The organism is Actinomadura physcomitrii (assembly GCF_008923205.2).
In the GTDB taxonomy this organism is placed as follows: domain Bacteria; phylum Actinomycetota; class Actinomycetes; order Streptosporangiales; family Streptosporangiaceae; genus Spirillospora; species Spirillospora physcomitrii.
Window position 1 is genome coordinate 35,395 of record NZ_WBMS02000045.1, and the last position, 20,739, is coordinate 56,133.

Below are 20,739 nucleotides of genomic sequence, written 5' to 3' on the forward strand. Positions count from 1 at the left end.
TGGGGGCAATGATGATGACTTCCGCTCCGAAAAGCACGGTGGTGCTCGTCGGTGCCACCAGCGGCATCGGCCGGTCGGTCGCGCTGATGCTCGCCGGCCGTGGGCACCGGCTGATCGGGCTGGGCCGTGCCGCCCGCCGTGCCGCCGCGCTGCGTGACGAACTGCGCCGCCGACGCGGAGCCGGCCACGAGGTGCTGGTCGGGGACGTGTCCACGGCGACCGGCCGGCGCGCGTTCACCGAATCCGTCTTCGGCCTGACCGGACGGGTCGACGTGCTGATCAACAACGCCGGTGTGATGGTACCGAGGCGGCGCGTCACCGAGGACGGCCACGAACTGAACTTTGCGGTCCACCATCTGGCGCCCTTCGCGATCACCGGGGCGCTGTTGCCGCTCCTGCGCAAGGGGTCGATGCCCGGGGACCCCGAAGGGTCCGGCAGGCCGCGCGTGGTCAACGTCAACAGCGCCGGGCACCACACCAGCATGCGCGGGCACCACAACCCGACCCTGGACTTCACCGACCTGCAAGCGGAATCCGGTTACGAGGCCGCCCTGGTCTACAGCCGCACCAAGCTCGCCAACATGCTCTTCACACTGGAACTGGCGCGCCGATACGGGCACGAACTGATCGTCAACGCGCTGCACCCCGGAGTGGTGCGAACGGACCTGGGACGCGAGTTCCCCCGCCTGCTGGTGATGGCGATGAAGATGACGGCGATCAGCCCGGACCGTGCCGCCCCCGCCGTCATCCGGCTCGCCGTCGATCCGGTCGAGGGCAACGGCGGCTACTACGACCGGACGACGCTCACCGCCCCGTCCGTGCCCGCCCGCGACCGCGCCACCGCTGGACGTCTCTGGGACGTGACCGAACGCCTCATCGGCCCATTCGAGACACCCCTGCCGCGATCCTGACCACGACGCGGATGCTTCAGGCGGGGTCGTCCCCGCGTGCGTGGAATTGGGCATCGCATTCGTCCCCTACGCGCCGCTGGGCCGTGGCGTCCTGACCGGTGCCGCAACCACGACGGCGGAGTTGGACGCCACCGACGAGCGCCAGATCCACCCGCGCTTCGCGCCGGAGAACGCGCGGCACAACGCGGCCCTGCTTGCTCCGGTCCGCCGTCTGGCAGAGGCTCACGGTGTCACCCCGGCGCAGGTGGCGCTCGCCTGGCTGTCCGCGCGCTCCCGCTTGCACGGGCTGACGGTCGTCCCGGTCCCCGGCACCAAGCGCCGGTCCCGCCTGCGGGAGAACATCGCCGCGATCGACATCGACCTCACCGACGGGGAGCTCTCCACCCTCGAAGGCATCTCAGGACAGGCGCGGGCGACCGGCTGCCGGAACTCCCACCGCAACTCCGGTCCCTGATGCCTATTCAGCTGATCGAAAGTGCGCCCCAGCCGTCGGGCGAAGGCATGGAAGCAGTATGCGACTGGCATGAGGGTCTCGTACATCGCCTACGTCCAGACGGCCGGGCCGCTGTGGTCGGGGGAGTAGATGAGCGAGCGCGGGATCTGGACGTGGCCGCGGGGCGCCCTGGCGCGCGTCATCGGCGGTCTCGATCGCGGGGCGCCGGAACGTCTGTTTCACAGTGAGCCCGCAGAAGGCGGCCATTGGCGGCCGCCGGTTGCACAGGGCTGCACAGACGGAGAAACCCGTCCGGCCTGTTTTTCCAGGTCGTAACGGGTTTTAGCTGATCGGTTGTGGGTGCCCCCTGCAGGATTCGAACCTGCGCACACGGCTCCGGAGGCCGTTGCTCTATCCCCTGAGCTAAGGGGGCCCTTGCGTCGCGGTGCGGCGCGTGTTGGAAGGTTACCAGGGTTGGCGGGCTTGCGCGTACGTGGACGTTCGCCGTGCGTTCGGGGGGCGAGTCGACTAACTTCGAGCCCGTGACCGAGCCACTGGGACGCGTGCTGGTCGTCGACGACGACGAGGTGATCCGGCAGCTCATCGCCGTGAACCTGCAGCTCGAGGGGTTCGAGGTGGCGACCGCGGTGGACGGTCAGGACTGCCTGGAGAAGGTCGCCGAGGTGCGGCCGGACGTGATCACGCTGGACGTGATGATGCCGCGGCTGGACGGGTGGGTGACGGCGGTCCGGCTCCGGGAGGACCCGGGGACCGCGCACATCAGGGTCGTGATGATCACGGCGCGGGCGCAGGAGCACGATGTGCGGCGCGGGCACGAGATCGGCGTGGACGCCTACGTCACCAAGCCGTTCGACCCGAACCAGCTGATCCAGACGGTGCGGAAGCTCGCCGCGGTGTCCAGATAGTGGTCGGATAGTCTCACCAGGGTGACTCCGGCCGAGGTGAGCGATGCCCTTGTGGAGGCGGCGCGCGGCGTCGTCGCCGAGGGCGGCCCGGCCGTCGAGGTGCCCGGTGAGGTGCTCGTACTCGCGTGCGGGGCCGGGGTTTTCGAGAGTCCCGTGGGGCTGGTGCTGGGGATCACGCCCGAGGCGATCGCGGAGAGGGTCGGCGGGACCGTCACCGGGCGCGGGTTCGTGCGGGTCGAGGTGCCGGCGGCGGACGTGGTGGAGGCCATCCTGCGGGATCCCGGCTACGGGACCGCGCGCGTGCCGCGGTTCGGGTGGGACGACCGGCCCAGGTCCTTCGAGAATCCAGGGTTCTCGGTGCGGTACGCGTATGCGCGGGCCTGCTGGGTGGGGCGCTGGGGCGCGGAGCTCGGGGTGGGGGAGGGCTCGCTCAGGGATCCCGAGCCCGCGGAGCTGCGGTTGGTGGGCGTGCTGGGCGAGGTGCCCGGGCGGGCGGCGCAGGCCGAGCGGGAAGGCGATGCCCGGCCGCTGGCGTTCTGTCTGGAGAGGGTCGCCGGGGCGTACCACGACGTCCATGAGCGGTGCCCGGCCGTGCCCCTGGGGGACGAGGAACCCGGGGCGGTGCACGCGGGACGCGCCGGGCTGGCGCGGGCCGTGCGCGTCGCCCTCGGCAACGGCCTGAAGATGATCGGTGAGACCCCTAGAGAGCGGATATGAGTCGAGTTCACCCTGCCGGGCCCCGGCACGCTGACGTCCTGCCCGAAGACCACCCGGCGGGGCCGGCGGACGACCTGAACGCCCTGGACGCGCACGTGTGGCCGCGCGGCGCGACCCGCGAGGACGGCGTGCTGACGATCGGCGGCGTCGACGTGCGGGACCTGGCGAAGGAGTACGGCACGCCGCTGTACGTCTATGACGAGGAGGACGTGCGGTCCCGGGCGAGGGAGTACGCGGCGGCGTTCCACGACGGTGAGGTGCATTACGCGGGCAAGGCGTTCCTCTGCACGGCGGTGGCGCGGTGGCTGAAGGAGGAGGGCCTCGGGCTGGACGTGTGCAGCGGCGGGGAGCTGGCCGTGGCGCTGGCGGCGGGGTTCCCGACGGAGCGGATCACGCTGCACGGCAGCAACAAGGCGTCCTGGGAGCTGGAGAAGGCCCTTGAGGCGGGCGTCGGGCGGATCGTGGTCGACTCGTTCGAGGAGATCGCGCGGCTGGGTTACCTGGCGCGGGAGAAGGGCGTCCGGCCGAAGGTGATGGTGCGGGTCACGACGGGCGTCGAGGCGCACACGCACGAGTTCATCGCGACCGCGCACGACGACCAGAAGTTCGGGTTCTCGCGCGGTTCCGGGGCGGCGCTTGAGGCGGTCCGGCGGGTGCTGGCGCTCAAGCAGTTGGAGCTGGTGGGGCTGCACAGCCACATCGGGTCGCAGATCTTCGACGTGGACGGGTTCGAGGTCGCGGCGCACCGGCTGGCGGAGCTGCTGGTGGCGATCCGCGACGAGCACGGGGTCGAGCTGCCGGAGCTGGACCTCGGCGGCGGGTACGGGATCGCGTACGTGCCGGGGGAGGAGCCGCACGACCCGAAGTCGATGGCGGACGGCCTCCGGGAGATCGTCGCGCACGAGTGCCGGGCGTACGGGCTGGCGATGCCGCGGCTGACGGTGGAGCCGGGCCGGGCGATCATCGGGCCGGGCGGCGTGACGCTGTACGAGGTCGGCACGGTGAAGGACGTCGAGGGGCTGCGGACGTACGTGTCGGTGGACGGCGGGATGAGCGACAACCTGCGGACCGCGCTGTACGGGGCGGAGTACACCGGCGCGCTCGCCAGCCGGTCGTCCGACGCATCCCCCATGCTCAGTAGGCTTGTCGGCAAGCACTGCGAAAGCGGCGACATCGTCGTGCGGGACCTGTGGTTTCCCGAAGATATTGCGGCGGGGGACCTGGTGGCGGTCGCCGCGACCGGTGCGTACTGTCGATCGATGGCCAGTAACTACAACCACGTCCCGAAGCCCGCCGTGGTGGCGGTGAAGGACGGCAGGTCGCGCGTGATCGTCCGCCGGGAGACCGCCGAGGACCTGCTGCGGCTGGATGCGGATGCGGAGGTCGGAGCGTGAAACCCGAACGTGGCCCGCTGCGGGTCGCGCTGCTGGGATGCGGCGTCGTCGGCAGCGAGGTCGTCCGGCTGCTGCGCGAGCAGGCCGACGATCTCGCGGCGCGGGTGGGGACGCCGCTGGAGCTGGCAGGGGTCGCGGTGCGGCGGCCCGAGCGGGTCCGCGCGGGCGTCGACCCGGCGCTGGTCACGACGGACGCGCAGGGGCTGGTCACGCGGGACGACGTGGACATCGTCGTCGAGGTGATCGGCGGGATCGAGCCGGCCCGGACGCTGATGCTGGAGGCGATGAAGACCGGCAAGTCGGTCGTCACCGCGAACAAGGCGCTGCTGGCCGAGGACGGGGCGACGCTGTTCGCGGCGGCCCGCGAGTACGGCGCGGACCTGTACTACGAGGCTGCGGTGGCGGGCGCGATCCCGCTGCTGCGGCCGCTGCGGGAGTCGCTGGTCGGCGACCACGTGCACCGGGTGCTCGGCATCGTCAACGGCACGACGAACTACATCCTCGACCAGATGGACTCGGGCGGTGCCGGGTTCAACGAGGCGCTGGAGGAGGCGCAGGCGCTCGGGTACGCGGAGGCGGACCCGACGGCGGACGTCGAGGGGTTCGACGCGGCGGCGAAGGCGGCGATCCTGGCGCAGCTGGCGTTCCACACCCCGGTGACGGCGGCGGACGTGCACCGGGAGGGCATCACCGAGGTGTCCGCGGCGGACGTGGCGGGCGCCAAGGGCATGGACTGCGTGGTGAAGCTGCTGGCGATCTGCGAGCGGGTCCCCTCCGAAGGCGGCCGCAACGGGCGGGGCGTGTCGGTGCGGGTGTACCCGGCGATGATCCCGCGGACGCATCCGCTGGCGAGCGTCCGCGAGGCGTACAACGCGGTGTTCGTGGAGGCGGAGTCGGCGGGGTCGCTGATGTTCTACGGCGCGGGCGCGGGCGGCGCCCCGACGGCGTCGGCGGTGCTCGGCGACCTGGTCGCGGTGGCGCGCAACGTGGTCGGCGGCACGCCGGGCCCGGTCGAGGTGACGTACGCGAAGCTCCCGGTGCTGCCGATGGGCGAGACCGTCACCCGCTACTACATCCACCTTGACGTGACGGACGAGGCGGGCGTGCTCGCCACCGTCGCGGAGGAGTTCGCCCGCCACGAGGTGTCGATCCAGGCCGTCCGGCAGGTGGGGCTCGGCGAGGAGGCGCAGCTCGTGGTGGTGACGCACCGGGCGCCGGACGCGGCGCTGTCGGCGGTGGTCGAGGGGCTGCGGGGGCTGGACAGCGTCCGCGAGGTCGCGAGCGTCATGCGCGTCGAGGGCGAGGAATGAGACACCGGTAGAATCCGGGTCCACATCCCCAGGTCAGCCAAGGAGACACTGACGTGAACGGGAACGCCCGCGTGTGGCGCGGCCTCATCGAGGAATACCGCGACCGGCTTCCGGTGACGGACGCGACGCCCGTGGTGACGCTGCTGGAGGGCGGCACGCCGCTGGTGCCGGCCGTCCGGATCTCCCAGCTGACCGGCTGCGAGGTGCACCTGAAGGTCGAGGGCCTCAACCCGACGGGTTCGTTCAAGGACCGCGGGATGACGATGGCGATCAGCAAGGCGGCCGAGGACGGCGCCAAGGCGGTCATCTGCGCCTCGACCGGCAACACCTCGGCGTCCGCCGCCGCGTACGCGGTGCGCGCCGGGATGACGTGCGCGGTGCTCGTCCCCAACGGCAAGATCGCGATGGGGAAGCTGGCGCAGGCGCTGGTGCACGGCGCGCGGCTGCTGCAGGTGGACGGCAACTTCGACGACTGCCTGGAACTGGCCCGCAAGCTGTCCGTCGACTACCCGGTGGCGCTGGTCAACTCGGTCAACAAGTACCGGCTGCAGGGCCAGAAGACCGCCGCGTTCGAGATCGTGGACGCGCTCGGCGACGCGCCGGACGTGCACTGCCTGCCCGTCGGCAACGCCGGCAACATCTCCGCGTACTGGATGGGCTACAAGGAGTACGCCGCCGACAAGGTCGCCGCGCGGACGCCCCGCATGCTGGGCTTCCAGGCCAGCGGCGCGGCGCCGTTCGTCAAGGGCGAGCCGGTGCTGAAGCCGCAGACGATCGCCACCGCGATCCGCATCGGCAACCCCGCGTCGTGGAACCTCGCGATCGCCGCGCGCGACGAGTCGGGCGGCGCGATCGACTCCGTCACCGACCGGCAGATCCTGGCCGCCTACCGGCTGCTCGCCCGGGAAGAGGGCGTGTTCGTGGAGCCGGCGTCCGCGGCGAGCGTCGCGGGCCTGCTCCAGGCCGCCGAGCAGGGCGTCGTGAAGCCCGGCACGCGGGTCGTGTGCACGGTGACCGGCAACGGCCTCAAGGACCCCGACTGGGCGATCTCCGGCGCGCCGGCGCCGACCGTCGTCCGCGTCGACGCCCACGAGGCGGCCTCCGCGCTCGGCCTCACCTGATGGGCCCTGCCGAACCGGGGAACCGGCCGGAGCGGTCCGTCCTGGTGCGGACGCCGGCGACGAGCGCGAACCTGGGGCCGGGCTTCGACTCGCTCGGCCTCGCGCTGTCGCTGTACGACGACGTCGAGGTGGCGCTGACCGGCGACGGGATCGCCATCGAGGTGGACGGCGAGGGCGCCGAGGTCGCCGACCGCGGCGAGCGGCACCTGATCGTGAAGGTGCTGCGCCGGACCTTCGACGTGCTGGACGAGCTCGCCGCGGCCGGACCCGGCCAACCGTCCGGCCAGCCGAAGGGGATCCGGCTGCGCTGCCGCAACCGCATCCCGCACAGCCGCGGGCTCGGCTCGTCGTCCGCGGCGATCGTCGCGGGCATCGTCGCGGCGCGCGCGCTGCACCCGTACGGCGACCTCATGGACGACGACGCCGCGCTGCGCCTCGCGACCGACATCGAAGGGCATCCCGACAACGTCGCGCCGTGCCTCGCCGGCGGCCTCACCATCGCCTGGACGACCCCCGGCGGCGCCCGCCTCGTCCGGCTGGAACCGCAGGTCAGGCAGGTCGTGGCGTTCGTGCCCGAGCAGCGCCTGGCGACCGAGCGGGCACGCGGTCTGCTGCCTGGGACCGTCCCTCACGCCGACGCCGCGGCCAACGCCGGACGCGCCGCGCTGCTCGTCGCCGCGCTCACCGGCGGCCTCGGCGACGGGGTGCTGCTGGACGCGACGCAGGACCGGCTGCACCAGAATTACCGCGCCCCCGCGATGCCGGAGTCCGCGGAACTCCTCGAACGGCTGCGTTCCGCCGGAGTCCCCGCGGTCATTTCGGGGGCAGGACCCACTGTCCTGGCCTTCACAAACGCATCACGAGTTGATTCGATGGCTCCGCGAGTGGGTAATGGGTGGCACGAACACCCGTTGGACGTCGCGACCCGCGGCGCATGCGTCGTGCCCGGTGAACCCGGCCGCCGGACCTGACGCGGGCGCCGGGCCGGGCCGGATTCGCGGCCCGGGCCGCCGCGGCGCTCCGGCCGGTGCGGGTCCCCGCAGGATCCACCTAGGTAAAATGCGAAGACATCGACCTCTGGGGAATAGCAGTGTGCCCTGGTGATGTTAGGCTGATTGCCGCACCAGATGCCCCGTTCGGGGCAGCGTGCTCGTCAGCCGCGCGTCACCTGCCCGGCCCTCCGGCCGTGGCGGTCCCGCGTACCAGGCTCCCCGACACCGTGACATCCCGTTGTCAGGCATTCCAGCGAAACTACGGACGTGGCGGTAGCGGGGACACGTGCGAGCGAACCGTCCCGTCCACCATCTGGCTGTGCCCAGAAAATCGCCGATCCCGGCCCCATCGTGATCAGCGGAGCCCGACTCGGCGCCCCCGCCGGGCCGTATTACCGGGTTGACTGGCCGAACGCCGGCCGACGCCCGCTCCCTGGGAAGGACCCTTAGTGAGCGAATCCAGCGAACTCCTTACGGACGCATCCAGCACGGCACCCGCGGCCGACGCCGCCCAGAACGGCGCGGAGCCCGCCGCCCCCCGGCGCCGCCGGAGCGGTACGGGCCTGTCCGCCATGGTGCTGCCAGAGCTCAAGGCGCTCGCGTCCAGCCTCGGCATCACCGGTGTGACCGGGATGCGCAAGAGCCAGCTCATCGCGGCCATCCAGGAGAAGCAGGGCGGCGGCCAGGGGCAGGGCTCGGCGGGCGAGCAGGGAGGCGCTGCCAAGGCCGCTGCCGGGGCCGGCGAGGCCGACGCGGGCAAGGCCACGCAGGACGCCGGCAAGGCCGAGCCGGCCAAGGCCGAGCGACCGCGCCGCACCCGCGCCGCGGCGAAGCGCGAGACGGCCGAGCAGGTCGCGATCCCCGAGACCGCGCCGGAGCAGCCCGCCGCCGACCGGCAGGCCGACAAGCAGGACGGCCGGCCCGACAAGGCCGAGCGGCAGGGCGGCCGGCAGAGCGCGCGCACGGCCGACAAGCAGGACCGGGGGGCGTCCGAGGGCCGGGGCGAACGCGGCGACAGGCAGAACCGCGAGCCCGCCGCGGCCCAGGGCGGCGGCTCCGAGGACGGCGAGGCCCAGGGCGGCCGCGAGCGGGACGGCGGCCGCGACGGCCGCGAGGGGCGCGAGGGCGGGCGCCAGCGCCAGCGCGGCGGCCGGGACCGCGGCGAGGGCCGCGACCGGGGCGAGCGCGCCGAGCGGGGCGACCGCGACGGCGGCGGCCGGCAGCGCGGCGGCCAGGGCCAGGGCGGCGGCGGCCAGCACGACGACGACGAGGGCGGCCGCAGCCGGCGCGGGCGCCGGTTCCGCGAGCGCAACCGGGGCCGCGGCGGCCGCGAGCGCTACGAGGAGCCGGTGATCACCGAGGACGACGTCCTCATCCCGGTCGCGGGCATCCTCGACATCCTGGACAACTACGCGTTCGTCCGGACCACCGGCTACCTGCCCGGCCCGAACGACGTGTACGTCTCGCTCGCGCAGGTCCGCAAGAACGGCCTGCGCAAGGGCGACGTCATCACCGGCGCGGTCCGGCAGGCGCGCGAGGGCGAGCGGCGCGAGAAGTTCAACGCGCTCGTGCGGCTCGACACCGTCAACGGGATGGAGCCGGAGCAGGCCAAGGGCCGCGTCGACTTCACCAAGCTGACCCCGCTGTACCCGCAGGAGCGGCTGCGGCTGGAGTCCGACCCGGGCATCCTGACCACCCGGATCATCGACCTGGTCTCGCCGATCGGCAAGGGCCAGCGCGGCCTCATCGTGTCGCCGCCGAAGGCCGGCAAGACGATGGTGCTCCAGGCGATCGCGAACGCGATCACCAAGAACAACCCGGAGTGCCACCTGATGGTCGTCCTGGTGGACGAGCGTCCGGAAGAGGTCACCGACATGCAGCGGACGGTGAAGGGCGAGGTCATCCACTCGACCTTCGACCGTCCCGCCGAGGACCACACCACGGTCGCCGAGCTGGCGATCGAGCGCGCGAAGCGGCTGGTGGAGCTGGGCCACGACGTGGTCGTGCTGCTCGACTCGATCACCCGCCTCGGCCGCGCCTACAACCTGGCGGCGCCGGCGTCCGGCCGGATCCTGTCCGGCGGTGTCGACTCGACCGCGCTGTACCCGCCGAAGCGGTTCTTCGGCGCGGCACGCAACATCGAGAACGGCGGCTCGCTGACGATCCTCGCCACCGCGCTGGTCGAGACCGGCTCCCGGATGGACGAGGTCATCTTCGAGGAGTTCAAGGGCACCGGCAACATGGAGCTGAAGCTCAACCGGTCCCTCGCCGACAAGCGGATCTTCCCCGCGGTGGACGTCGACCAGTCGTCCACCCGCAAGGAGGAGATCCTCATGGCGCCGGAGGAGCTGCGGGTCGTCTGGCAGCTGCGCCGGGTGCTGCACGCCCTCGACACCCAGCAGGCGCTGGAGCTCCTCATCGAGAAGATGAAGGAGACCAAGTCCAACGCCGAGTTCCTGCTGCAGGTGCAGAAGACGACGGTCTCCGACGACCGCTGATCCGCCGACTGAGCGCCAGCGAAGGAGCGGATCAGCGGCTTTTGCCGGGGGTCTGGGGGGTCGTCCCCCCAGATCGAACACTGATCCGCTGACTGCTGATCCGCTGACCGAGCGTCGGTGAACGCCCCCGCCCGGGGTCCGGGCGGGGGCGTTCCGCGTTTCCGGGGGCGACGCCGCCGGGCTGATGGTGGGGTTAGCCCCACCCCGATCCGGCGGGGACCTCCATGGTGGCCGGGCGTGCCGGAAGGCAGGCTTGCACCGTAGGTTGGAACGGGCGTGGAGGGACGACGTGGGCGAGCTGAGCAGCGGCATCGGGGGCGCCGGCGAGCCGCCGGCGCGCGCCGGGACCCCCGGCGGGGGCGCGACGCGGGCGGGCCGCGCGGTGTCGGTCATGGACGGCCCGTGGCACCCCGCGGCGATGGCCCGGTCCGCGGTGACCTGGACGTCCGCGCTGTACCTGGCGGTGAGCTTCGCGTCCGGGCTCACCTGGTTCGTGGTGCTGGTCGCCGGCCTTTCGGTGTCGCTCGCCACGCTGATCATCTGGGTCGGGTTCCCGCTGCTGGCGCTGATGATGGTGGCGTGGCGCTTCGGCGCGCGGCTGGAGCGCCGCCTCGTGCGCACCGCGTTCGGCGTCGCGATCCCCGACCCGTACCGGCCGCGGCCGCAGAGCCGCAACCCGTTCGCCCGGCTGAAGGCGATGGCCGCCGACCCCGCCACCTGGAAGGACCTCGTCTACCTCGGGCTGCTGTTCCCCCTCACGCTGGTCGAGTTCGTGGTGTCGGCCTTCACGTGGGCGCTGACGGGGACGCTGCTGTTCATGCCGCTGATCGTGCTGTTCGGCGGCGGCATGGAGATCAACCTCGGGCGGGTGACGTACTGGTCCGGCAACCCGTTCGAGGCGCTGCCGGTGTCGGCGGTGGGGCTGGTCGTCCTGGCGGCGGCGCTGTACGTGACGCGGGGCATGGCGATCGCGCACGCGGCGTGGGCGCGGCTGATGCTCGGCGCGAACGCGTCCCAGGCGGAGAACCGGGAGCTGCGGGAGCGGACCGCGCACCTGCGGGCCAGCCGGGCGCGCGGCGTCGACGCCGCCGAGTTCGAGCGCCGCCGCATCGAGCGGGACCTGCACGACGGCGCGCAGCAGCGGCTGCTGGCCGTCGCGATGGACATCGGCCGGGCCCGCGCGAAACTCGACGAGGACCCCGAGGGCGCGCGGGCGCTGATCGAGCAGGCGCACGCCGGCACCAAGGAGGCCATCACCGAGCTGCGCGACCTCGCCCGCGGCATCTACCCGGCGATCCTCACCGACCGCGGCCTGGACCCGGCGCTGTCCGGGCTCGCGGGCCGGGCGCCCGTCCCCGTGGAGGTCGACGTCGACCTGCCGGAGCGGCCGCCGGCCGCGGTGGAGAGCATCGCCTACTTCATCGTCGCCGAGGCGCTCGCCAACATCGCCAAGTACGCGCGGGCGACCCGCGCGTCCGTCCGGGTCGCACGGGAGGACCGCTGGGTCGTCGTCGAGGTGATCGACAACGGGGTCGGCGGCGCGGTCGCGCGGGCCGGGGGCGGGCTGTCCGGGCTCGCCGACCGGGCCGCCACCATCGACGGGACGCTGATCGTGGACAGCCCGCCCGGCGGCCCCACGATCGTCCGCGCGGACCTGCCCTGCACCTGGTGACGCGCCCCGGCGCCGCCCGCGAGGCCCGATAATGGGCGCATGCGGGTAGTGATCGCCGAGGACTCGGTGCTGTTGCGCGAAGGGCTCGTCCGGCTGCTCGCGGACGCGGCGATCGAGACGGTCGCGACGGTCGGGGACGGCCCCGGGCTGCCCGGCGTCGTCGAGGAGCACGAGCCGGACCTCGCCATCGTGGACGTGCGGATGCCGCCGTCGTTCACCGACGAGGGGCTGCGCGCGGCGCTGGCCGTCCGCGAGCGCAGGCCCGGCACGCCGATCCTCGTCCTGTCCCAGTACGTGGAGGAGCGGTACGCGACGGACCTGATCGGCGGCGGCGCCGAGGGCGTCGGCTACCTGCTGAAGGAGCGGGTGTCGGACGTCGCGGAGTTCATCGACGCGGTCCGCCGGATCGCCGCCGGCGGCACCGTCATCGACCCGGAGGTGATCGGGCAGCTGCTCGGCCGCCGCCGCGCCGACGACCCGCTGGAGGCGTTGACGCCCCGGGAGCGGGAGGTGCTGGGGCTGATGGCGCAGGGCCGCTCCAACGGCGCCATCGCCGAGGGCCTGGTCGTCACCGAGGGCGCGGTGGAGAAGCACATCTCCAACATCTTCGCCAAGCTCGACCTGCAGCCCGCGCAGGGCGGGCACCGCCGGGTGATGGCCGTGCTCGCCTACCTGGGCCGCGCCGACGCCTGATCCGGCCCGGGCGGGCCCGCCCGAACCAAGATCGGGAATGACCGATGACCTCGGCACGTTCGGGTATCTGGCACACTTGGAGTGCAACCGCTGCGGTACCGGTTCACGCCTCCCAGATCTCCCATGGCGCCGTCGCGTGGAAACGACCACGCGGAACGGCCGTGCGAGCGGGGCGCCCGGCGACCGCCTCATGCGAGGAGAACCCATGAAGCCCGACATCCACCCGGACTACGTCGTCACGACCGTGACGTGCACGTGCGGCAACACCTTCGAGACCCGCAGCACCGCCGAGAACGGCGTGATCCACGCCGACGTGTGCTCGAACTGCCACCCGTTCTACACGGGCAAGCAGAAGATCCTCGACACCGGCGGCCGGGTGGCGCGCTTCGAGCAGCGCTTCGGCAAGAAGAAGGCCGGCAAGTAGCGTTCGGCCGCGCGGCGCGGAGCGCCGCACAGCGACCAGGGACGGCCCGGGGACCTGGAACCAGGTCCCCGGGCCGTTCGGAGTCGGCTTCCGGAGCCCGCCGCGGCCCCGGGCCGGAACGGGCCAGGACACACCGTGAATCTCGACGAACTCATCAGCGAATACGCCGACATCGAGGGGCGGCTCGCCGACCCGTCCGTCCATGCCGACCAGGCCCTCGCGCGCCGGCTCGGCAAGCGGTACGCCGAGCTCCGGCCGATCGTCGAGACGCACCGGGAGCTGGCGTCCACCGAGGACGACCTCGCCGCCGCCCGCGAGCTCGCCGGCGAGGACGAGGCGTTCGCGGCCGAGGCCGCCGACCTGGAGAAGCGCAAGGAGGAGCTGGAGGAGCGGCTGCGCCGGCTGCTCGTCCCGCGCGACCCCAACGACTCCAAGGACGTGATCCTGGAGGTCAAGGCGGGGGAGGGCGGCGAGGAGTCCGCGCTGTTCGCCGGCGACCTGCTGCGGATGTACCTGCGCTACGCCGAGCGGGTCGGCTGGAAGACCGAGGTCCTCGACTCCCACCCGTCCGACCTCGGCGGGTACAAGGACGTCACCGTCGCCGTGAAGGCCAGGGGCTCCCAGGAAGAGGGAGTCTGGACGCGGCTGAAGTACGAGGGCGGCGTGCACCGGGTGCAGCGGGTGCCCGCGACCGAGTCGCAGGGCCGCATCCACACCAGCGCCGTCGGCGTCCTGGTGACGCCCGAGGCCGAGGACGTCGACGTCCAGATCGACCCGAACGACCTGCGCATCGACGTGTACCGCTCGTCCGGGCCCGGCGGGCAGAGCGTCAACACCACCGACTCCGCGGTCCGCATCACGCACCTGCCGACCGGCGTCGTCGTCTCCTGCCAGAACGAGAAGAGCCAGCTGCAGAACAAGGAGCAGGCGCTGCGGATCCTGCGGTCCCGGCTGCTGGCGATGGCGCAGGAGGAGGCGGACGCCGCCGCCGCGGCCGAGCGCAAGAGCCAGGTCCGCACCGTGGACCGGTCCGAGCGGGTCCGCACCTACAACTATCCGGAGAACCGGATCTCCGACCACCGCGTCGGCTACAAGGCCTACAACCTCGACCAGGTGCTCGACGGCGACCTGCACAACGTGACGCAGGCGCTGGTCGACGCGGACATGGAAACCCGGCTGGCCGAAGCACAGAAATCATGAGCGCAGCGAACCGGGGGGTGTGGGGGGTCGTCCCCCCTCGAGAGGCACGGACATGAGCGCAGCGAACCGGGGGGTGTGGGGGGTCGTCCCCCCTCGAGAGGCACGGACATGAGCGCAGCGAACCGGGGGGTGTGGGGGGTCGTCCCCCCTCGAGAGGCACGGGCATGAAATTGCTGCTGGACGAGATCGCCAGGGCGACCGCGCGGCTCGCGGACGCGGGGGCCGCCTCGCCGCGCGCCGACGCCGAGGAGCTGGCCGCGGCCGTGCACGGGGTGAAGCGCTCGGAGCTGCACGGCGTGCCCGACAGCGCGTTCGACGCCCGGTTCTGGGAGTTCGTGGCGCGCCGCGAGGCCGGGGAGCCGCTCCAGCACATCACCGGCCGCGCGTTCTTCCGGTACCTGGAGCTGAAGGTCGGTCCGGGCGTGTTCGTCCCGCGCCCGGAGACCGAGGTGATGGTCGGCTGGGCGCTGGAGACGCTCCGCGACATGGACGTCCGCGACCCCCTCGTCGTCGACCTCGGGACGGGGTCCGCCGCCATCGCCCTGTCGATCGCGCTGGAGGCGCCCCGCGCGCGCGTGCACGCGGTGGAGAAGGACCCCAAGGCGTTCGTGCACGCGACCCGCAACATCGAGGAGCTCGACGAGCGCGGCCGCGTCCGCCTGCACCTCGACGACTTCGCCACCGCGCTCCCCGAGCTGGACGGCACCGTCGACCTCGTAGTGAGCAACCCTCCGTACATCCCGATGAGCGAGTGGGAGTACGTGCCCCGCGACGTCCGCGACCACGACCCGGCGGACGCGCTGTGGGGCGGCGGCGACGACGGCCTCGACGCGATCCGCGTCGTCGAGCGGACCGCCCGCCGCCTGCTGCGCCCCGGCGGCTACGTCGCCGTCGAGCACAGCGACCTGCAGGGCAACGGCGTGTACTGGATCTTCGCGGAGGAGAACGGCTGGCGGGACGTCCGCAACCGCCGCGACCTCACCAACCGGGACCGGTTCGTCACCGCCCGCCTCGCCACCGACTAGCCGGTACGCGGCGCGGCTATCCTGGTGCCTGCCAGAGGACGAGCGCCGCGAGATGGGAAGACGGGCGACCGTGAGCCGACGTTATGACTGCTCCGAGCCGATGGAGCGCACCCGGGGAATCGCCGAGGCGGTCTCCGCCGTCCGGCGCAGCGAGCTCGTCGTCCTGCCGACGGACACGGTGTACGGGGTCGGCGCCGACGCGTTCACGCCCGCCGCCGTGCAGGCGCTGCTGGACGCCAAGGGCCGCGGCCGCGACGTGCCGCCGCCCGTGCTGGTCGGGTCCGTCCGGGCCGCGACCGCGCTGGTCGAGGACCTCGGCACCTACGGGCAGGACCTCATCGACGAGTTCTGGCCCGGCGCGCTGACGCTGGTGTTCCGCGCGAACCAGAACCTCATGTGGGACCTCGGCGAGACCAAGGGCACCGTCGCCGTCCGGATGCCGATGCACGAGCTGGCGGTGGAGGTGCTCAAGGAGACCGGGCCGCTCGCCGTGAGCAGCGCCAACGCGTCCGGCGAGCCCGCCGCGCGCTCCGCCGAGGAGGCGGAGAAGATGCTCGGCGACTCGGTCGCGGTGTACCTGGACGGCGGCCGTTCGGGGCACGCGGACCCGTCCACGATCGTGGACCTGACGGGGTCGGTGCCGCGGCTGCTGCGGGCCGGCGCCATCCCCGAGGACAAGATCCGGTCCGTGGTCGGCGTGCTGCTCACCGAGGAGGACGAGGCGCCCGAACCCGCGGAGCTCACAGCGGCCCCCTCCGCCGCCGTGGAAGCCAAGCCCTCCCTCACCAAGCAGCCCGCGGCCGAAGCCCCCCAGCCGCAAGCTGAGCCCGCCCCCGCCCCCACTGAGCCCGCCCCGTCCGCGGCGCTTCCCGCCGAACCCGCGGACAAGCCGGAGCCCGCCGACGCCCCGGAACCCCCCGCGAAGCCCAAGGAAGACTGACCGCGGACAAACGAAACGGCCGGGCAGAAGAACTGCCCGGCCGCTTCATGTCCAGCCACCGCCGACCGTCACGGATACGTCCGTAAGCTCAGCCGGCGCCGACCTCAGCGTTGCGATCGCGTGCGAAGCCAAGTTCGAGCCTGCGAGAACTTGATCGCGCAGCGAGCCCCCAGGGCGAGTCGGAGCGATGCAGCGATCGCCGCATTGCCCGTTGAAGGAAGGCCCCCAGGGCCTGACGCCGAGGGCGATGCAGTCAACACAGCGATCGCCGCATTGCCCGTTGAAGGGAGGGCGCCCTAGCGCCCGACCGCCGAGGGCGATGCAAACTAAAACAGCTTCTTGCCCTTGCCGTACAGGTACTTGCCGGTCTTCTTGTTGCGGCCGCACTCCTGGACCCAGAGGTGCCAGCTGTAGGAGGAGCTGGTCTTGATCTTGACGGTGGCCTTGCCGTCGTAGTTGTACTGGGTGCCGCCGGAGGTGTAGCCGACGATCTTGAAGCGGGACCAGTACTTCTTGCTGCCCTCGGTGAACAGGAACCGGACGCAGGCGGTCCAGCCGTTCTTCTTGCCGTCCCGGAGGTATCCGGTGACGTAGGTGCTGCCGCCCTTGCGGGTGTAGGTGCCCCACGCGCTGACGTTGCCGTACGAGTTGTAGGGCGCCCAGCTGTGGGTGGTGGAGGCCTCGGCGGGGGCGCCGACGAGGGCGGTGCCGGTCAGCAGGGTGCCGGCGGTCAGGGCTACGGCTGCGAATCGCCGCATTGGTCCCTCCATGCTCATGAATCACGGGTTAGCGGCGGCTAACGTAGCAGCGACATCAAGATCAACTTTACGTTTTTCTTACCCGGCGGCCGGGGGCGGCCGAAAGATCGATAAGTCCGAACCGGAGCGCCTTCCGCCGCGTCCAACGGTCCGGACGCGCTACGCGCCGGGGCCGGAACTGCGCGGCGGGTCGCGGAGCGGCGGGTTCTGCCGACATGGGGCGGGCGGCGGTGAGAGCATTCGGGGAATGCGCGGCCGTGTTCGGGGGCCCGTGATCGCCGCGGGCGTGGTCCTGGTGACCGTGGTCTTCCTGCTGCCCGCCGCGGCGGCCGCGCCCGGGCCCCGCGAGAGCATCCCGACCTACGACGTGGTCCTCACGCTGGGCCGGGACGGGGTCGTGCACGTCCGCGAGACGATCACCTACGACTTCGACCGGGGCGGCGAGCACGGGATCGTGCGGCGGGTGCCGTTCCGCCGCGCGAACCGGCTGTACGACGTGCGGGACGTGAGCGCGGGCTCGTCGACGGGCGCCCCGGCCCGCGCCCGGACGATGCGGCTCCTCAACGACCTGCAGATCACCGTCGGGGACCGGCACCGCGAGGTCCGGGGCCGCCAGGCCTACGTGATCGAGTACGCGGTGGGCTGGGCGTTCACCCCGTACGCCGACCATGACGAGCTGGTCTGGGACGCGATCGGGACGAGCTGGGACGTGCCGATCGGGGACGCGGTCGTCCGGGTGGAGGCGCCGGTCCCGCTGCGGCACGCGACGTGCCGGGCGGGCGCGCCGGGGGCGACGACGCGCTGCCTCGGTAAGCACGACGGGCGCTACGCGATGGACTTCACGCAGAGCGCGCTCGCCCCGCACGAGGGGATGACGGTCCGGGTGCGGCTGCCGAAGCACGCGGTCGCGGTGGCGCCGCCGCACTACGCCAGGCCGCGCTGGGCGGGGACGTGGGCCGGCTCGGCGGTGCTCGCGCTGGCCCTGGCCGTGCTGGTGCCGGCGGCGCGGGGGCCGGTGCCGCACCGCCGGGCGGGCGCGGCACTGGCGGTGGTGGGCGCGCTGCTGATCCTTTCGGACGCCGCCGACGACGTGCTGGACCGCGGGCCGTGGGCGTTCTCGCTGGGGGACCGGTCGCTGGCCGGCCTCGCGCTGGTGATCGCCGGGGCGGCCGCGGCGTGCTCCGGGATGTCCGAGACGGCGCGATATGCCGCGGATGGGGTCAGGTGGGACTAGAGTTGGTCGGTCGTGACGGCGAACCGATCAGGATCGACGGTCGTCTTACCCGGTCGGGAACCCCGTCCGGGTGACGGTGCGTTCATCCGGGGCACGTCGCAGTGGTGTCGGCAGAGTGGTGATCGCTGAGGGTTCCGCCGCGGGACGGCGGTGATCGGCGAAGTGATCGGCGAGGGGAGGCGCGGAGGAAGTTGCGGGAGTACCTGCTCACCATCCTGGTCGCCGCGCTGGTCGCCTACCTGCTGACCCCGGCGGTCCGGCGGTTCGCCGTGTGGTTCGGCGCGCAGGCCGTCCCCCGCGACCGGGACGTGCACGTGATCCCGACGCCCCGGCTGGGCGGGCTGGCGATGTTCGGCGGGATGGTGGCGGCGCTGGTGGTGGCGTCCGGGCTGCCGGAGATGCGCAAGGTGCTCGCCAACGGGGACCTCAGCGTGGGCAAGGCGCTGCTGATGTCGGGCGGGCTGATCGTGCTGGTCGGCATCGCCGACGACCGGTGGGAGGTCGACCCGCTCACCAAGTTCGCCGGGCAGGTCGCCGCCGCCGGGATCTTCATCATGCAGGGCATCCAGATCTACTCGATCCCGCTGCCGAACGGTGAGTCGCTGTCGTTGCCGCCCGCCTACGGGGTGCCGCTGACGGTGTTCGTGGTGGTCGCGACGATCAACGCGGTGAACTTCATCGACGGCCTGGACGGGCTCGCGGCGGGGGTCGTCGGGATCGCCGCGCTCGGCCTGTTCGGCTACGCCTACCTGCTCACCAAGATCAACGGGATGACCACGCTGAGCGGGGCGACGCTCACCGCGGCGGTGCTGTTCGGGATGTGCCTGGGCTTCCTGCCGCACAACTTCAGCCCGGCGAAGATCTTCATGGGCGACACCGGCTCGATGCTGATCGGGCTGCTGCTGAGCGCGTCGACGATCCTGCTGACCGGGCAGTTCGACCCGGCGGTGCTGGCGAACGGGCTGTTCCCGCTGTACGTGCCGCTGCTGCTGGTGCCGGCGGTCGCGGCGGTCCCGTTCATGGACATGCTGCTGGCGGTGTGGCGCCGGACCAACCAGGGCAAGTCGCCGTTCTCGCCGGACAAGCAGCACCTGCACCACCGGCTGCTGCAGCTCGGCCACTCCACCCGCCGGGCCGTGCTGATCATGTACTTCTGGGTCGGGCTGCTGGCGTCCGGGCTGGTCGGGCTGGCGCTGTTCAACGCCGCCTGGCTCACCATCGGGGTGACGCTGGCGGTGGCGATCCTCGGGGTCGTGCTGATGCTGCGGCTCGGCCGGCCGCGCGGGAAGCGGCGCGGCGCCGCGGCGGAACCGGGCGACGCCGGGCAGCCCGCCGCCAGCCCGCAGCTCCCGGTCTGACCTGCGCTTTGTCGACCGGCCCTGCGCTTTTCGAGCGGCGTCGCACGGCCGGCCGGGCGCGGTGACGAGGGCCACCCGGCCGTCCGGACGGTGTACTACACGGCGTCGAATACCATTCGAGTCATAAGGTGCGGAGCGGGCGGGGACGCACGGTCCCCCGCCGGTGTTCACGCCTCGTGTCCGCCGCGGTCCCCGGCCCGCGGCGCGTCCCGGCCGTTCCCTCGATGGACCGTCGTGACCTGGGTTAAGGTCCGTGATGCGAGCGTGGTCTCGCGCCCGGGACCTGACCGGGCGGGGCGTTACCTCTAGGGTAATTGTGGACATTCCGGACGCTTGTGATACCTTTCACGAACAAGAGACGACCACTGAACGTGACCAGCCGGAGCCCTCATGCAACCTTCCGACGCCCGGAACCTGCGCGGCGCCGCGATCCCGACCGGTGCGGTCGGGGTGGGCGCCGTCCTCATCGGCCTGCTGACGGCGGGCGGCAAGGGCGCGCTGGCGGCGGCGCTGGCCACCGTCGTGGTGCTCGTCTTCTTCTCCATCAGCGCGATCGCGGTCTCCTGGGCCGGGAGGATCTCCGCCCAGACGATGATGCTGGCCGCGCTGGCCAGCTACATGGTGAAGATCCTCGCCGTGATGGTCCTGGTCACCGTGATGGACGGGGTGTCGATCTGGAACACCACGGTGTTCGGCTGGGCGGTGATCGCCCTCGCCCTGTGCTGGATCGCCGCCGAGTTCCGCGTCGTCCTGCAGCGGAGGCCCTACGTTGACGAGCCCGAAAGCGCCCTGGACCGGAGTCCGTGATGTCCACCCGGCGCACGGTCCTGGCGGACTACTCCAATATGACCACTGCAGGCATGGCCTGCTATCGTCCGGAGCGCGATGAGCGAGCAGAAGCGCCGGCCGGAGGAGGGCCAGCGGGAATTCGCCGACGTCGCCTGGTCCGTGCCGAGCTACCTCCTGTCCGGAATGATCATCTGGGGCGGGATCGGGTGGCTGCTGTCCTGGTGGACCGGGTGGCCGTGGCTGATCCCGATCGGGCTGATCATCGGTGTCGCGCTCGCCGTCTACCTGGTCTACCTGCAGTACGGTCGCCACTCCTCCTGAGCGGCCCCGCCGCCGAGGAAGCC

Annotated in this window: 19 protein-coding genes, 1 tRNA gene and 1 pseudogene; 19 read left to right on the forward strand and 2 right to left on the reverse strand. The window is 72.4% G+C overall.

Features of this window, described 5'->3' with window-relative positions:
• Nucleotides 1-8 precede the first annotated feature (8 nt).
• Both F8568_RS38020 and F8568_RS38025 read left to right on the forward strand, forming a co-directional pair.
• Nucleotides 9-911 (forward strand): SDR family NAD(P)-dependent oxidoreductase, encoded by a 903-nt coding sequence (locus F8568_RS38020; protein ID WP_160573917.1) that lies wholly within the window; start codon nt 9-11, stop codon nt 909-911.
• Nucleotides 912-933: 22 nt separating this feature from the next.
• Nucleotides 934-1,365: pseudogene (locus F8568_RS38025) on the forward strand (aldo/keto reductase); the annotation flags it as partial.
• 340 nt (nt 1,366-1,705) lie between these two features.
• Here F8568_RS38025 and F8568_RS38030 read toward each other — a convergent pair.
• Nucleotides 1,706-1,777, reverse strand: a tRNA-Arg gene (locus F8568_RS38030).
• 130 nt (nt 1,778-1,907) lie between these two features.
• On the opposite strand from F8568_RS38030, the gene F8568_RS38035 reads away from it, so the two are divergent.
• The 13 genes from F8568_RS38035 to F8568_RS38095 all read left to right on the forward strand — a co-directional run bounded on the left by F8568_RS38035 (nt 1,908) and on the right by F8568_RS38095 (nt 16,256).
• Entirely contained in the window at nt 1,908-2,270 is a 363-nt protein-coding gene (locus F8568_RS38035; RefSeq protein ID WP_151541835.1) for a response regulator transcription factor, read from the forward strand.
• Nucleotides 2,271-2,306: 36 nt separating this feature from the next.
• On the forward strand, nt 2,307-2,987 hold the full coding sequence (locus F8568_RS38040; RefSeq protein ID WP_160573918.1) for a DALR anticodon-binding domain-containing protein: 681 nt from the start codon (nt 2,307-2,309) through the stop codon (nt 2,985-2,987).
• Nucleotides 2,984-4,381, forward strand: coding sequence for a diaminopimelate decarboxylase (lysA, locus tag F8568_RS38045; protein WP_151598471.1), 1,398 nt, complete (start codon nt 2,984-2,986; stop codon nt 4,379-4,381). Before F8568_RS38040 ends, lysA begins: the two co-directional genes overlap by 4 nt.
• Complete coding sequence (locus F8568_RS38050) at nt 4,378-5,691, forward strand: homoserine dehydrogenase (RefSeq protein ID WP_151598472.1); 1,314 nt, start codon at nt 4,378-4,380, stop codon at nt 5,689-5,691. The genes lysA and F8568_RS38050 overlap by 4 nt, the downstream gene beginning before the upstream one ends.
• Before the next feature lie 53 nt (nt 5,692-5,744).
• Nucleotides 5,745-6,812, forward strand: coding sequence for a threonine synthase (gene thrC / locus F8568_RS38055; protein WP_151598473.1), 1,068 nt, complete (start codon nt 5,745-5,747; stop codon nt 6,810-6,812).
• Nucleotides 6,812-7,783 (forward strand): homoserine kinase, encoded by a 972-nt coding sequence (thrB, locus tag F8568_RS38060; protein WP_151598474.1) that lies wholly within the window; start codon nt 6,812-6,814, stop codon nt 7,781-7,783. The genes thrC and thrB overlap by 1 nt, the downstream gene beginning before the upstream one ends.
• Before the next feature lie 470 nt (nt 7,784-8,253).
• Nucleotides 8,254-10,302: a transcription termination factor Rho gene (rho, locus tag F8568_RS38065; protein ID WP_151598475.1), complete on the forward strand. Its 2,049-nt coding sequence runs from the start codon at nt 8,254-8,256 to the stop codon at nt 10,300-10,302.
• A 289-nt stretch (nt 10,303-10,591) separates the two neighbouring features.
• The gene (locus F8568_RS38070) at nt 10,592-11,974 is read left to right on the forward strand and encodes a sensor histidine kinase (protein ID WP_328601203.1); all 1,383 of its coding nucleotides are present in this window, start codon (nt 10,592-10,594) and stop codon (nt 11,972-11,974) included.
• Nucleotides 11,975-12,013: 39 nt separating this feature from the next.
• On the forward strand, nt 12,014-12,667 hold the full coding sequence (locus F8568_RS38075; protein ID WP_151598476.1) for a response regulator: 654 nt from the start codon (nt 12,014-12,016) through the stop codon (nt 12,665-12,667).
• Nucleotides 12,668-12,872: 205 nt separating this feature from the next.
• Nucleotides 12,873-13,091, forward strand: a complete 219-nt coding sequence (gene rpmE, locus F8568_RS38080; protein WP_151544542.1) for a 50S ribosomal protein L31 — start codon at nt 12,873-12,875, stop codon at nt 13,089-13,091.
• 135 nt (nt 13,092-13,226) lie between these two features.
• Entirely contained in the window at nt 13,227-14,291 is a 1,065-nt protein-coding gene (gene prfA / locus F8568_RS38085) for a peptide chain release factor 1 (RefSeq protein WP_151598477.1), read from the forward strand.
• Between the two features lie 164 nt (nt 14,292-14,455).
• Nucleotides 14,456-15,316: a peptide chain release factor N(5)-glutamine methyltransferase gene (gene prmC / locus F8568_RS38090; RefSeq protein ID WP_151598478.1), complete on the forward strand. Its 861-nt coding sequence runs from the start codon at nt 14,456-14,458 to the stop codon at nt 15,314-15,316.
• A gap of 70 nt (nt 15,317-15,386) precedes the next feature.
• A complete protein-coding gene (locus tag F8568_RS38095) occupies nt 15,387-16,256 on the forward strand; it encodes an L-threonylcarbamoyladenylate synthase (RefSeq protein WP_151598479.1) in 870 nt (289 codons plus the stop codon).
• 326 nt (nt 16,257-16,582) lie between these two features.
• On the opposite strand, the gene F8568_RS38100 is transcribed toward F8568_RS38095, so the two are convergent.
• Nucleotides 16,583-17,014: a hypothetical protein gene (locus F8568_RS38100; RefSeq protein ID WP_151598480.1), complete on the reverse strand. Its 432-nt coding sequence runs from the start codon at nt 17,012-17,014 to the stop codon at nt 16,583-16,585.
• A gap of 247 nt (nt 17,015-17,261) precedes the next feature.
• Here F8568_RS38100 and F8568_RS38105 point away from each other — a divergent pair, with 247 nt between their 5' ends.
• From F8568_RS38105 to F8568_RS38120, 4 genes are all read left to right on the forward strand, one after another.
• Nucleotides 17,262-18,248 (forward strand): DUF2207 domain-containing protein, encoded by a 987-nt coding sequence (locus F8568_RS38105; RefSeq protein WP_160573919.1) that lies wholly within the window; start codon nt 17,262-17,264, stop codon nt 18,246-18,248.
• Nucleotides 18,249-18,439: 191 nt separating this feature from the next.
• Nucleotides 18,440-19,606, forward strand: coding sequence for a glycosyltransferase family 4 protein (locus F8568_RS38110; RefSeq protein ID WP_151598482.1), 1,167 nt, complete (start codon nt 18,440-18,442; stop codon nt 19,604-19,606).
• Nucleotides 19,607-19,996: 390 nt separating this feature from the next.
• Nucleotides 19,997-20,413 (forward strand): hypothetical protein, encoded by a 417-nt coding sequence (locus F8568_RS38115; protein ID WP_151598483.1) that lies wholly within the window; start codon nt 19,997-19,999, stop codon nt 20,411-20,413.
• A gap of 78 nt (nt 20,414-20,491) precedes the next feature.
• On the forward strand, nt 20,492-20,716 hold the full coding sequence (locus tag F8568_RS38120) for an AtpZ/AtpI family protein (protein ID WP_151598484.1): 225 nt from the start codon (nt 20,492-20,494) through the stop codon (nt 20,714-20,716).
• The last annotated feature ends 23 nt before the right edge of the window (nt 20,717-20,739 follow it).

What these genes read in the sequence shown, in the direction of transcription:
- F8568_RS38020 (WP_160573917.1), top strand. Translation starts at nt 9, where the DNA reads ATGATGATGACTTCCGCTCCGAAAAGCACGGTGGTGCTCGTCGGTGCC.
- lysA (WP_151598471.1), top strand. Translation starts at nt 2,984, where the DNA reads ATGAGTCGAGTTCACCCTGCCGGGCCCCGGCACGCTGACGTCCTGCCC.
- thrB (WP_151598474.1), top strand. Translation starts at nt 6,812, where the DNA reads ATGGGCCCTGCCGAACCGGGGAACCGGCCGGAGCGGTCCGTCCTGGTG.
- F8568_RS38075 (WP_151598476.1), top strand. Translation starts at nt 12,014, where the DNA reads ATGCGGGTAGTGATCGCCGAGGACTCGGTGCTGTTGCGCGAAGGGCTC.
- rpmE (WP_151544542.1), top strand. Translation starts at nt 12,873, where the DNA reads ATGAAGCCCGACATCCACCCGGACTACGTCGTCACGACCGTGACGTGC.
- prmC (WP_151598478.1), top strand. Translation starts at nt 14,456, where the DNA reads ATGAAATTGCTGCTGGACGAGATCGCCAGGGCGACCGCGCGGCTCGCG.
- F8568_RS38100 (WP_151598480.1), bottom strand. Translation starts at nt 17,014, where the DNA reads ATGCGGCGATTCGCAGCCGTAGCCCTGACCGCCGGCACCCTGCTGACC.
- F8568_RS38105 (WP_160573919.1), top strand. Translation starts at nt 17,262, where the DNA reads ATGCGCGGCCGTGTTCGGGGGCCCGTGATCGCCGCGGGCGTGGTCCTG.
- F8568_RS38115 (WP_151598483.1), top strand. Translation starts at nt 19,997, where the DNA reads ATGCAACCTTCCGACGCCCGGAACCTGCGCGGCGCCGCGATCCCGACC.
- F8568_RS38120 (WP_151598484.1), top strand. Translation starts at nt 20,492, where the DNA reads ATGAGCGAGCAGAAGCGCCGGCCGGAGGAGGGCCAGCGGGAATTCGCC.